This window comes from Streptococcus anginosus (genome assembly GCF_001697145.1).
GTDB classification, from domain to species: domain Bacteria; phylum Bacillota; class Bacilli; order Lactobacillales; family Streptococcaceae; genus Streptococcus; species Streptococcus hominis.
In genome coordinates this window covers 64,131-76,467 of record NZ_CP012719.1, presented here as the reverse complement: position 1 = coordinate 76,467, position 12,337 = coordinate 64,131, and the positions used below count along the sequence as shown (strand labels likewise).

The 12,337-nt window shown below is 41.6% G+C and carries 12 protein-coding genes; 2 read left to right on the top strand and 10 right to left on the bottom strand.

Annotation, left to right across the window (positions count from 1 at the left end; genetic code table 11):
* The first annotated feature begins 253 nt into the window (after positions 1–253).
* Both SanJ4206_RS00440 and SanJ4206_RS00435 read left to right on the top strand, forming a co-directional pair.
* Positions 254–1,117: an IS982 family transposase gene (locus SanJ4206_RS00440; protein WP_022525239.1), complete on the top strand. Its 864-nt coding sequence runs from the start codon at positions 254–256 to the stop codon at positions 1,115–1,117.
* 142 nt (positions 1,118–1,259) lie between these two features.
* A protein-coding gene (locus SanJ4206_RS00435; RefSeq protein WP_200886045.1) for an ISL3 family transposase occupies positions 1,260–2,509 on the top strand; the annotation gives its coding sequence in 2 pieces (ribosomal slippage) (positions 1,260–2,475 and positions 2,475–2,509; 1,251 coding nt in all).
* 219 nt (positions 2,510–2,728) lie between these two features.
* On the opposite strand, the gene SanJ4206_RS00430 is transcribed toward SanJ4206_RS00435, so the two are convergent.
* The 10 genes from SanJ4206_RS00430 to SanJ4206_RS00385 form a co-directional block, all read right to left on the bottom strand.
* A complete protein-coding gene (locus tag SanJ4206_RS00430; RefSeq protein WP_037582569.1) occupies positions 2,729–3,292 on the bottom strand; it encodes a nucleotidyltransferase family protein in 564 nt (187 codons plus the stop codon).
* A gap of 1 nt (position 3,293) precedes the next feature.
* Entirely contained in the window at positions 3,294–4,292 is a 999-nt protein-coding gene (gene ruvB, locus SanJ4206_RS00425) for a Holliday junction branch migration DNA helicase RuvB (RefSeq protein WP_157621993.1), read from the bottom strand.
* A gap of 174 nt (positions 4,293–4,466) precedes the next feature.
* The gene (locus tag SanJ4206_RS00420; RefSeq protein ID WP_003027941.1) at positions 4,467–5,504 is read right to left on the bottom strand and encodes an aldose epimerase family protein; all 1,038 of its coding nucleotides are present in this window, start codon (positions 5,502–5,504) and stop codon (positions 4,467–4,469) included.
* Between the two features lie 42 nt (positions 5,505–5,546).
* Complete coding sequence (gene lacD, locus SanJ4206_RS00415; protein ID WP_003027942.1) at positions 5,547–6,548, bottom strand: tagatose-bisphosphate aldolase; 1,002 nt, start codon at positions 6,546–6,548, stop codon at positions 5,547–5,549.
* Between the two features lie 10 nt (positions 6,549–6,558).
* Complete coding sequence (locus SanJ4206_RS00410) at positions 6,559–7,728, bottom strand: SIS domain-containing protein (protein ID WP_003027943.1); 1,170 nt, start codon at positions 7,726–7,728, stop codon at positions 6,559–6,561.
* Positions 7,729–7,894: 166 nt separating this feature from the next.
* The gene (locus SanJ4206_RS00405) at positions 7,895–8,299 is read right to left on the bottom strand and encodes a PTS sugar transporter subunit IIA (RefSeq protein ID WP_003027944.1); all 405 of its coding nucleotides are present in this window, start codon (positions 8,297–8,299) and stop codon (positions 7,895–7,897) included.
* Between the two features lie 17 nt (positions 8,300–8,316).
* Complete coding sequence (locus tag SanJ4206_RS00400) at positions 8,317–9,144, bottom strand: PTS system mannose/fructose/sorbose family transporter subunit IID (protein WP_003027945.1); 828 nt, start codon at positions 9,142–9,144, stop codon at positions 8,317–8,319.
* Complete coding sequence (locus SanJ4206_RS00395) at positions 9,131–10,024, bottom strand: PTS mannose/fructose/sorbose/N-acetylgalactosamine transporter subunit IIC (protein WP_003027207.1); 894 nt, start codon at positions 10,022–10,024, stop codon at positions 9,131–9,133. Before SanJ4206_RS00395 ends, SanJ4206_RS00400 begins: the two co-directional genes overlap by 14 nt.
* A gap of 18 nt (positions 10,025–10,042) precedes the next feature.
* Complete coding sequence (locus SanJ4206_RS00390; RefSeq protein ID WP_157621992.1) at positions 10,043–10,519, bottom strand: PTS sugar transporter subunit IIB; 477 nt, start codon at positions 10,517–10,519, stop codon at positions 10,043–10,045.
* Entirely contained in the window at positions 10,516–12,303 is a 1,788-nt protein-coding gene (locus SanJ4206_RS00385) for a glycoside hydrolase family 35 protein (RefSeq protein WP_037582571.1), read from the bottom strand. The genes SanJ4206_RS00390 and SanJ4206_RS00385 overlap by 4 nt, the downstream gene beginning before the upstream one ends.
* Between the last annotated feature and the right edge of the window lie 34 nt (positions 12,304–12,337).

Below are 12,337 nucleotides of genomic sequence, written 5' to 3'. Positions count from 1 at the left end.
CCTATTTATTCTTTAACTGTGTCTCTTTTATTCTTTAACTGTGTCTCTCACTATTGCGGATAATTAAATATCTATATTATTATACTGCAATAACCTTCATCAGTCAATAGTTATATCTTAGAATGTTTACATTTTGTAAACTTCTTATGTCTTTTTTCTAATTTTTACTCGTGGTGCTAGTTAACCTCAAAACACCATAAAAAGCCCATTTGGACTATACTGTAAGTGACGAAACAAACAGGAGGTTGTCCAAATGAGACATTTACAGTATACCGCTAAATCCCATCATTTACAATGGAATATGAAGCAATTATCCAAAATTTGTCATCAGCTTTATCGGGATTATTACCCTGATTCATTGAAGCATCGCCGTAATGTCAGCTTGTCAAAAGTTTCGGATGAATCTCTATTAGTCTTACTGCTCTTGCAAGCTGAACTAAGAATCAAATCCCAACATCATTTTCACCGAATCTGCCAACTATTTCCTTGTGGCCAAATGCTTGAAAGAAGTCGCTTTAATCGTCGCTCAAGACAGTTGATTTGGCTGCTACAACTCATTCGACAAGCGATGAATGACCAAATCTCCTCCGATACGATTGCCATCGTAGACAGTTCTCCCCTACCACTTTGTCAGTCTGTTCGTAACCATAGGGCAAGTATTTTCGAAGGAGTGGCAGACATTGGCTACAATGCGTCAAAACACTTATGGTTCTATGGTTTCAAAGTTCACATGCTCGTTACCTTATCTGGCTATATTCTGAACTATATTGTCACCTCAGCTGCTGTTCATGATATCAAAGCGGTGGAGGATTTATTGGAAGGCTGCCAACAATCTGTGATTTTAGCAGATTTAGGTTATCTCAGCCAGGCTCTTAAAGATCGGTTGAAACAGAGAGGGTATCACTTATGGACCCCACTGCGTCAGAACATGGAAGGAGCGAGCCAGCATAACAATGGGAGATTACTGGCTATGAGGCGAACCATTGAAACGCGCTTTTCTGAGTTATGTGCTCTCTTTGATATGGAACACACCTTCGCCAGAGGAGTAGCTGGACTACAGTTGAGGATTGAACAAATCCTATTGGCTTATCATTTGAGCTATTTTGAACTTAACTAGCACCACGGGTTAATTTTTAGGCTCTATAATTTCTGTAGTGGGTAAAACTACCGCAGAGATTATGGAGCTATTTTTGTGTATACAAAAAGTCCCATATGACCTATAATGAAAAGCGACCAAACTACTCATTAGAAAGACTCATATGGAACAATTCGATTTTATCACAAAACTTCTTGGAATTGAAGACAAAAATATCAAAATAGACAATCTTTTTGATGCCAGCACTCACAAAGAAATCCTGGCCCACCTTGACTATGATGCACCTCCATGCCCTGCCTGCAAGGGACAGATGGCCAAATACGACTTCCAGAAACCTTCTAAAATCCCTTATCTGGAGACAGCGGGATACAAAACTCTTATCCGACTCAAAAAGCGGCGCTTTCGCTGTAAAGGATGCAGGAAAATGGCCGTCGCTGAAACCTCCCTCGTCCAGAAAAATCACCAGATTGCCTCTGCAGTCAAACAAAAAATCGCTCAATTATTGGTTGAGAAGCAAGCCATGACTGATATTGCCCACAGGCTCTCAATCTCAACCTCAACCGTCATTCGCAAGCTCAAGGAATTCAAATTTGAAACCAACTGGCAGAAACTGCCAGAAATCATGAGCTGGGATGAGTATAGCTTCAAGAAAGGGAAGATGAGCTTTATCGCTCAGGATTTTAATACCAATGGAGTCCTAGCCATCCTGGACGGCAGAACCCAAGCGGTCATTCGAAATCATTTTCTACGCTATCCTAGACAGTTTCGTAGGGGGGTCAAAGTGATGACCATGGACATGTTCAGTCCTTACTATCAGCTGGCCAAGCAGCTTTTCCCGCATGCCCAAATTGTTCTCGATCGTTTCCACATTATACAGCACCTCAGCCGAGCTATGAACCGTGTCCGCATCCAAATCATGAACCAATTCGACCGAAAATCTCAGGAATACCGAACCCTCAAACGCTATTGGAAACTCCTCCAGCAGGACAGCCGCAAGCTCAGCCATAAGCGTTTTTACAGACCAGCTTTTCGGGCGCATTTAACCAATCAAGAGATTCTCCATCAGCTGCTCAGCTATTCGGACCAACTTCGACAGCACTATGAGCTTTACCAGCTCCTGCTCTTTCACTTTCAGGAAAAGCAAGCTGACTATTTCTTTGACCTGATGGAGGAGAATCTTTCAGCTGTTCACCCGATTTTTCAAACCGTCTTTCGAACTTTTCTGAAGGACAGAGACAAGATTACCAACGCCTTGGAACTCCCCTACTCCAACGCCAAGCTGGAAGCGACTAACAATCTCATCAAGGTCATTAAGCGAAACGCTTTTGGATTCAGGAACTTTGATAACTTCAAGAAACGCATTCTCATCACCTTAAACACAAAAAAGAGAGAACGAATCTCGTCCTCTCGTGATGTTAGCTGACATCAACCCACTACAGTTGACAAAGAGCCAATTTTTATATAATTTTAAAAAAGCACAAAAAACTCCACCTTTTTCGGTGGAGTTCAGGGAGATTATTATGAAAAAGAAAAGTTTTTAGGAGTTCAAGTTAAGTTCTTCTCAACTTGTAATTATAGTATACCGATTCTGACTTAAATTTTTCTTAAAGATTTTACTATTTTTGAGAAATTTTAAAGAAATTCAATTTGAAGATTGTTCCACTTCTTCTGCCAATTCTTTTTGCTCAGTCGTTGTTCATAAAGAGCTTTTCTCGCTGGATCTGTTAAGAAATGCGGAGTCGGCTGAACACGAAAATGGAGGATGTCGTCTAAGCCATAGGGAGCAAAGAATTCCAGCCGTCCATTATCCAACAAACGTAAGCCTACAGCTGTACAACGCTCTGGATATTTACTCATGGCATCTTGTGAGCTAGTATAGGGTTGGGTATTTGGACTGTGGATATGCATATAGACTTGATTCTTGACTTCCCAATGGTAATGTGGAAATTCTCGCTTGAGCCGATTTTCAATGTTGAGTGTTTCCTCATAAGAAACATCTGGGTCAAAGAAAATCACATCCACATCCGTCTCTGTATCAAAGCCGGGCTTGTCCGACAGGATATTCCAGATGAAATTTCGCACCGAACCAGCACAAAGCCAGCTGTCTTTCAATTTCAAGTCATAGATAATCTGTAAGATAGTCATCATATCTCGGTCTGATGAAAACGCATGTAAAATCTCTTTTTCGGACAGCATGTTATTTCTCCAAATACTCATAACCCAAATGCTCGTAAGCCTTACGGGTTGCCACGCGCCCTGTTCGTGTCCGCATGACAAAGCCTTTCTGGATCAAATAAGGCTCATACATATCCTCTACCGTTTCCTGCTCTTCTGCTATATTAACAGACAAAGTTCCCAGACCAACTGGCCCGCCGCCATACACTTCAATCATGGTCTTGAGAATCTTCTGATCCACATAATCTAGACCTTCCTGATCCACATCAAGCATCGTCAGGGCTTGATCAGTAATTTGGTCATCAATTAGTCCGTTGCCCATAATCTGAGCAAAATCTCGTACGCGTTTGAGAAGCCGATTGGCAATTCGAGGGGTCCCTCTGCTACGTAAAGCCAACTCCTCAGCCGCTTCATGTGTAACCTCCATCTCAAAGATTTCGGCCGTTCGCTCTACAATCTCGGTCAAATCCGTCTCCTCATAGTATTCCATATGTCCAGTAATACCAAAGCGAGCCCGCAAGGGATTTGACAACATACCTGCCCGCGTTGTTGCTCCAATCAAAGTAAACGGTGGCAAGTCCAAGTGAACACTACGGCTCGCCTCACCCGTTCCAATCATAATATCAATGTAGAAATCTTCCATAGCGCTATAGAGCACCTCTTCAACAGACATAGGCAAGCGATGAATCTCATCAATAAAGAGAACATCTCCCGGCTCCAAATCGTTCAAGATTGCTACCAAATCGCCCGCTTTCTCAATAACTGGACCCGAAGTTTGCTTGAGATTGACTCCCAGTTCATTGGCAATGACGAAAGCCATAGTGGTCTTTCCCAACCCTGGAGGTCCAAAAAGCAACGTGTGATCTAGCGCCTCATCTCGCAGTTTAGCTGCCTCAATGAAAATTTTCAATTGATTTTTGACCTTGTCTTGACCGATGTATTCTCGTAAATACTGGGGACGCAATGTGCGCTCTACGAGCTCCTCGTCTCCCATCAATTCATTATCCAAAATTCTACTCATAATTACTATTATAACAAAAAATCAGGTTAGTAAGTTAGTTTGAACTTAGGTTTTACAAATAGAAATTGAAGGGAGTGTTATTATGAAAAAGACTAGAAAGTCTTTATTTGATAATGCTGGATATCTCAAATAAAAAAACGACAGACAAATAATCTATCGTTTCAATATATCGTGTTATTTAGTTGTTGCATGATAAATCGTTGTGCTGGTAAAAATCTCACTCGCTTTTAAGATAACATCTGCTTTCAAGTCGCTATGAATCGCATCAGGAAGTGCCTGAGTTTCCAGAGCTAAGCCGTTGTGCTGGATCATGGGATGTCCATTTAAAATGACCGTATCATCTACAAAATTTGCTGAATAAGTCACTAGGCATGGCGCACTTGTTTTAAACGTCAAAAAGCGACCTGACTTCGGATCGTACAAGGAGCCAGCTTCCTTCTCTCCTTTTTTCAATGCAAATGGATGATCCAAACCGGAAACAATCTGAATCTGCTCATCTTGATTGGCAAAAATATCTTTAAAAGCCACACCTTCCGTTAAATCTTTGACAAAATCTCGCTCTGAATCTGGCGTTTTAGCAGGCACACCGTCCGGTGCGATTGGAAATACCCCTAAGGTATTTAGCTGCAATACACAATTGTCAATCGGTTGACTGAAATCGCCCGATAAATTGAAATAACTGTGATTGGTTGGATTGACCAAGGTATCCTTGTCCGTCTGGACTTGGTAAGAAACTTCTAATTCGCCTATCTCCGTTAAAGCATAGGAAACCCAGACTTTCAGATTTCCCGGAAAACCACCAGTGCCATCTACACGCTCGGTGTAAAAAGTGACGCCTTCATTCGTGACTTCCTCAACTTGAAAAATAGCACTATCCCAGCCAGTAGAGCCACTATGATTACAATTTTCTGCATTATTGACTTCTAACTGATAGGTTTCACCATTCAGCTCAAACTGTGCTTTTGCAATCCGTCCTGCAACTGGTCCGACGCTTGCACCATATTTAGGGCTGTTGCCTACATAGGCATCAAAATGATCAAACCCCACCACGATATTTGCAAATTCAAGATTTTTGTCCGGAGTGACATACTCTAAGACAGTCGCACCATAAGTCATGACTTTCAAACGATAGCCCAAGTCATTTTCAAATGTGTAAGCAACAATATCTTTTCCTTGAAATGTTCCAAAAATAGCTTCTTGATAAGATTTCATACAACTTTCCTTGTTTTTATTACAAATTTATGTTTTCCTCTTTTAAATCTCTAGCTTTTCCGTCCACGAAACGGCTGTTTCACGTAAAACATGATTCAAGTCTTCAATATTTTGACGCCCCGTTTCATCAAGCCAAGCTTTGGCTGCTTCTGCTCCTTGATTAGCAAAGACCGTAACTGCATCTTTCCAAGTAGCACGTCCGCAAAGGACACCGTTGAATTGAGAACCTGCTTCATGCGCTACTTTCAGCGTTTCCTGGAAAAGATCTGCGCTAACTCCAGCACTCAGGAAAATAAAGGGCAGATGAGTTGCATCAGACTGCTCTTTGAAAAATGTCTTGGCTTCCGCGAGGTTGTAGACAGCTTCAACTCCGCCTTTCGTAAACCCTTCGACAAAATTCATATTGACCGGTACTTCCACTTTCAAGACATCAACATTGTAGCGTGGATCTGAAAAGAGCTTCATGGCTTCATTGACTTTGTGTGGTTTTACTTTCGCATAATCTGCATCTACTACACTAGCACGCTTCCTATCATAAGTCAAGATTTCAAGGAAGTAAGGAATGTCTTCTGCCACACATTCGCTTCCTACGCGCTCTACCCAGGCTTGTTTGATGTCGTTGATTTCAGGCTTGTCATCTACATCATAGTAAATCAAAACTTTGACTGCGTCAGCGCCTAACTCTTTCATGCGTTTAACCGACCAATTTGGTAGCAAGTCTGGCAGGCGCCCTTCTGTCGTCGCATCATAGCCTGTTTTTTCATAAGCAACAATAAGACCGCATTCTGGCGCACGTAATTTGGTAGCAGGTACACCGAATTCTGGATCCAAAAGGATAGAAGTTGCATACGGAGTCAACTGACTGGAAATCAATTGTTTAAATTCAATGAGCGCTTCATCTCCTGACACAGCATGTGCGCCACTTGCCAGCATTTTTTTCAATGAACCTCTCTGGTCAATCGCCAAAGCTCCAATAATGCCATTTTCATCTGAAAGATTCTTTAAATGTGATAATTTTTCGTGACTAATCCTTAATTTTTCCATGGATTCCTTCCTATTCTTTGTCAAATGGATGAATGATAACGCCTTGCACGACACGGTTGACAGTACCTGTCGGAGACGGTGTGTCTGGACGATTTTTCACTTTGAGAGCTGTCAACAAGGCAAATAATTGACCATAAACAATATAAGGGAATACGCGATAAACATCATCCACAAGATATTGACTAGAAAGAATGACTTGTTCAACATTTTCCAAATTTTCTTTTTGATCTGTCAATAAAATTACCTTGCGGGCAATCTCATCTCCAGCTACTTCTCGTACTAAGTCAAGATCGTATAATTTAGTATAAGTATCTGTCGAGCTAAATACCACAACGACCGTTTCTTCATTCACTAACGATTTTGGACCGTGGCGAAAACCGATGGGACTTTCATACATCGTTGCCACCTGTCCTGCGGTCAATTCCAAAATTTTCAGCTGGGCTTCATGCGCCAAGCCAAAGAAAGGACCTGCTCCCAGATAAATGACACGATTATAATCTAAGGAAACCATCTTTTGAATGGCTGCTGCTGAGTCTAACATCTCTTGGCTCAAGGCTATCAAAGCAGAAATTTTCTCTTCTTTTGTAACTAAGTCTGTTTTGGCAAAAACGAGCAAGGCTGTCAACATCATAGACGTAAAGCTCGATGTCATGGCAAAGCCAGCATCATTTGACGGCGCAGGTTGGAGCAAGAGCAAATTGCGTTCATCACCATGTGCTTGCTGGGCTAATTTGCCTTCTGCTGCACATGTAATCGTGATTTGGTAAAGTTCCTCAACTATGTCTTTTGCCAAGTCAACTGCCGCAACACTCTCTGGTGAATTGCCACTACGGGCAAAAGAAACCAAAATAGTTGGTACTTCCTTGTGCAGATAAGCAAGCGGATTAGCGACAACATCTGTCGTTGCAATGGCATTAAAGTTCCACTTGCGCTCATCGTAAATCTTTCTGAAATAAGGGAGAAGTGTTTCTCCGACATAGGCTGAAGTTCCAGCACCTGTCAAAATAACCTTGATATAATCATACTTTTCATCAATATTATTCAGAAAAGCAGCAATCTCATCAGCTTGCGCTTTATAATTTTCAAAAGCTGTCTGCCAAACTTGCGGCTGTTGATAGATTTCCCGTGTGGTGATTTCCGCACCTAATTCAAGCAAGTCTTCCTTTGTATAATCTAGCATGGTTCTCCTTTCTGCTTTGCAATGCTAACTAAAAGAAAGGGAGTGGGAAAATGATGATTTCAAAGAAATCCATTTTCTTGCCCCAGCCCCCTTAGTTATACAGATTGCTCATTGGAGCAATTCAAGCAAGGACGTGTTTTTCAGCGACTATTAGCTAGACACTCCTTTATTCATCTTCGTCATCGTTCATTTCTGCTAATACATCATTGACTTTCACGATGTATTTGTTCGCTTTTTCGATATATTTTGCTTCAACGCCAGTCAGGGCAGAATTGATAAATTCAATCACCATTGGCATATTCATCCCTGCATAAAGTTCAATTTGGAGTCCTTCCAAAATCAGACGGCTAACGACATTGCAAGGCGTTCCACCAAACAGGTCGGCAAAGACGATATAATCATCTAAATCTTTTACAGTTGCTGAAAATTTAGCAGTAAAATCGTCTATTCCTTCTTCTGGAAGCAGGGGAACTGTATGAATGAAGTCCAGTGGCCCCATAATCATTTCGGTGCTTTTCTTCAATTCTTCGCAAAAGCGACCGTGACTGACCAATACAAGTTGTTTTGTCATTTATAGAGAAGCTCCTTTTAAACACCTAAGATTGGTGTATGAGTAAAGTGTGAAAATGCAGAAACACCAATTGCAATAATAATCACGATAAAGATTGCTTTTGTTGAATTCATACCTTTCTTACCAAGTAGCCAATAAACAAAACCTGTAAACAAGGCTGGAACTAAACGTGGGAAGATTTTATCCAATGTTTCTTGAAGATTGAAGGTTACACCACCGAAGCTTTGTGTATAGGTAAACTTAAAGTTAATCATCGTAGCAATCAAGGCAGCCACCATGAAAACACCAAGAACTGTTGCAGCATCTGTGATGGCAGACAATTTGTCCTGCATGGTTGTAACTAATTTCACCCCTTCTTTATGGGCAAACTCTAATTGTTTCCAACGGAAGACATTGATTGCGATTGTCACAGCTATCCAAAGGAAAATTCCAAGAGGATTGCCTTCAACAGCAAGTCCAGCAGCCAGACCACCCATAATAGCAGGAATAGTAGAACCAAAAATCGCATCGCCAATCGCTGCAAATGGCCCCATTAAACCAGTTTTAATCCCTGTAACGGTATCTTTAGCCGCAACTCCTTCATTTTCTTCAAGTGCTAGGTCAATCCCTGTTACTAAAGTATGGAAAAAGTTAGATGTGTTGAAGAATTGCGTATGTGTCCGCATCATTTCCTTTAATTCTGGCGTACCGTCTCCATATATCCTGCGCAATTGCGGCAAAATCATATAAAGATAGCCTGACGCTTGCATACGCTCGTAGTTCCAACCCCATTGGAAAGTAAAGAGACTACGACGGTTGATTTGGTTAAAATCTTCTTTTGTTAATTTATAATTAGAGTTCGTCATCGTCAATTTCCCCACTTTCTGATTGTTCTGCAGCAACAGTCACGACTTGTTTATTAGTTGCATTTTTATAGTTGATTGTTGCCAAGGCAAAGCCAATAATCGCAATTCCAATCATTGGTAGGCCTTCAAATTTTGCACCACCAAGAGCTGTAGCGATTTGTTTGACAGCTCCTGAAGCAGCTGCCAGTGTTGAAATATAGTCAAAAACAACTTTCAACATAGCTGTAATGGCAAAACCTAAACCAAGATAATGAAGATTTTTCTTGACTGGAAGGTAACGAAGCAAAATTGCAAAACCGACACCAGGAAGCATTTTACCTGCAAGAATCAATCCATCTGCAATCCATTGTGCATTATTGGCAAGCCAGTCTGAGAAGGCTTTTACAGCGTCTCCACCGAGCCACAAAGCCAGAAATACTGGAAGTGCACGTGAAAGTCCCCACGGAATGGCACCTAGTAAGTAATTGCGTTCAATGCCTTTGTAGTCAAATTTTTCAACCGCTGCATCAATACGATGTGCAAAGTAAGTCGTAGAGAACCGTCCAAGGACGTCTGTATAAACCAGCAAGGCTGCTACCGGAACGGCAATAGCTGAAATAGCGAGTTCTGATTTCATACCTGTTGCCACAGAGAATGCTGTTGCAAGAACCGCACCAGAAGTTGCGTCAATCCGAGAGGCACCACCGAATGTACCAACCCCAAGCACAACGAGTTGGAGACTACCACCAATAAACAAACCAGTCTTCAAATCTCCCATGACCAGACCAGTGATAAAACCTGCAAAAACAGGGGAGCCAGCTGATGAGTTAATCGTCAACTCATCCAAAATTTGATACGCTGAATACAGCGTCAATAAGAGAATTTGCCACCATTGTATCATAACAATGACCTCCTAAATTTATTTCAATAATTTCATAAAGTCTTCAACTGGATCATTTGGAACCATTTGAGCTGTTATTGTCACACCTTTATCATGCAGTTTGTTAAATACTGCCACATCTTCATCTACCACGTTAATTGAGCGTGTGATAGAGCGCGTTTCAGGTGTTTGCGACATATTGCCCACATTGAGCGTTTCAATTGGTACACCTGCTTCTACTAATTTCAAAAAGCGGTCCGGTTTTTTCGCAACAATGAGCAGACGTTGGCTATCATATTTGCCTGCTAAGATATTTTCAGCTGCTCTTGCGACTGGCAAGACACTCAATTTCACACCAGCTGGTGTTGCCAATTTCAAGCCGCTTTTTTCAATAGCATTTTCTGCTACTTCATCATCCACGACCATAATCCGTGAAATATTGAGCTTAGTAGTCCAAAGATTGTCTACCTGTCCATGAATCAAACGTCCATCGATTCGGTTACCTACGATTGTCATAAATTTACCCCCTTTATCGTTTTAAATGTAGGTTTGTGAACTAAATGAATAAATTCGCTGTATTTCCCTTCGGTTTCAAAAATAATAATTCGATTTTGTCCGAGTTTTAACAAACTATGTGGAATATACAGCGATAAGGTCGGTCCGACATCCCAGAAGCGACCGATATTGACACCATTGACAAAGACGATTCCTTTGCCAAAGTGGGTCAACTCCAGATAAGTATCTTTAAGCGCTTTCAATTCAACGTCAAACGCATAGAAAGCTGGCTGATTTTCATGCCATTCTTTCGTAAAATCAATTTTTTCTGGATTTTTCAACTCTAATGGATACTGTTTCCAATGGAGCATAAAGTGCAAATCCTTGCAGACTCCAGTCCGAATACCCTTGTGTTGCGTCTCTGCCAACAGTTTGTGGCCATAATTGACGCGCCCCATATTTTCTATCAAAATATCAATCTGATGCGTGGATTGCTTCTGCCGGGGAACAAAGATATCTTCACCAATTTCTGTCTGATACTGAGTGGTGATGAAGTTCCCGTCTACAAAAAGCTGCATCCGGTCACGCGCATCAATGACACGAATCCGTTCCTCGTCCGCATCCCATTCCGCTTCTGTACGATAGAGCAGATAACCAACATTTTGGCCCAACTCCTCCATTTTCATAGGATACAAGCTCTCGATTGGCTGCGCTACATCTTCTAAAGTCTCAAATAAACTAACTTTCTCACTGAGCGGAATATCCTTTAACTCAAACGATTCTTTTACCAACGGCTCCATTTGTGGATACTCTGGATAATATTTTTTTAACATTCGCTGAATAGCAAAGTATTTAGGTGTTGGATTTCCTTGTTCATCAAGGAGAGCTTCGTAATCATAAGATGTCACCTGCGGCAGGTCAATGCTGCCTCGCGCTGAACAGCCATTCATGAAACCAAAATTGGTTCCCCCGTGAAACATATAAAGGTTGATACTGCCTTGTTGCAAGACTTCGTGAACCGCTTCAGCCAACTCTTCTGGATCTCGCGTGACAACCGGCTCCTTCCAACGATTGAACCAACCGTCCCAAAATTCCATACACATGAGTGGCCACTTCTTGCCATGCTCATCAAAGAAAGCTTGCAGATTTGCAAAATTATAAGCAGCTTTAGAGCCGAAATTTCCCGTGACCAGCACATCATCTTCAATCAACGTCCCTGCCCTTAACGCCGCACGCCAGGGTCCGTCTGATGTAAAGAGTGGGCACGTCACACCTCGCTCTAGCATCATATCTCGAACAGCTCTCAAATATTCCTTATCTTCGCCATACGAGCCGTATTCATTTTCGACCTGCATCATGAGAATGTTGCCGCCATTTTCCAAAAGATGCGGGACTAAGCGCGGCATTAATTCATCGTAATAACTAGCAACCGCTGCAAGATAAGCAGGAGCAGAAGAGCGAATCCTCATCTCCTCCTTCAAAAGCCAAGCAGGCAAACCACCGAATTCCCATTCTGCACAAATATAAGGTGACGGACGAAGCAAGGCATACAAGCCTAAATCTTGAGCGATTTGGAGAAATTTTTCTATATTAAGGCTACCTTCAAAATCAAATTGCCCTTTTTCCGGCTCATGCATATTCCAAGGAATATAGGTTTCAACCGTATTAAAGCCCAGAGCTTTCAAATTATAAAGCGAATGATACCAATCCTCTGGCTGAATCCGAAAATAATGAATGGCACCAGACAATAGTTTAAAAGGCTGTTGATTCAGATAAAATTCTTCTCTAACCTCAAATCTTGCCAAACCATTTCCTTCTTTCACACAATGTTTTTGCAAT

Bases quoted from the DNA above. Each gene is read 5' to 3' on its own strand.
- SanJ4206_RS00430 (WP_037582569.1), bottom strand. From the start codon at position 3,292: ATGCTGTCCGAAAAAGAGATTTTACATGCGTTTTCATCAGACCGAGAT.
- SanJ4206_RS00420 (WP_003027941.1), bottom strand. From the start codon at position 5,504: ATGAAATCTTATCAAGAAGCTATTTTTGGAACATTTCAAGGAAAAGAT.
- SanJ4206_RS00395 (WP_003027207.1), bottom strand. From the start codon at position 10,024: ATGATACAATGGTGGCAAATTCTCTTATTGACGCTGTATTCAGCGTAT.
- lacD (WP_003027942.1), bottom strand. From the start codon at position 6,548: ATGGAAAAATTAAGGATTAGTCACGAAAAATTATCACATTTAAAGAAT.
- SanJ4206_RS00405 (WP_003027944.1), bottom strand. From the start codon at position 8,299: ATGACAAAACAACTTGTATTGGTCAGTCACGGTCGCTTTTGCGAAGAA.
- SanJ4206_RS00400 (WP_003027945.1), bottom strand. From the start codon at position 9,144: ATGACGAACTCTAATTATAAATTAACAAAAGAAGATTTTAACCAAATC.
- SanJ4206_RS00440 (WP_022525239.1), top strand. From the start codon at position 254: ATGAGACATTTACAGTATACCGCTAAATCCCATCATTTACAATGGAAT.
- SanJ4206_RS00390 (WP_157621992.1), bottom strand. From the start codon at position 10,519: ATGACAATCGTAGGTAACCGAATCGATGGACGTTTGATTCATGGACAG.
- SanJ4206_RS00410 (WP_003027943.1), bottom strand. From the start codon at position 7,728: ATGCTAGATTATACAAAGGAAGACTTGCTTGAATTAGGTGCGGAAATC.
- ruvB (WP_157621993.1), bottom strand. From the start codon at position 4,292: ATGAGTAGAATTTTGGATAATGAATTGATGGGAGACGAGGAGCTCGTA.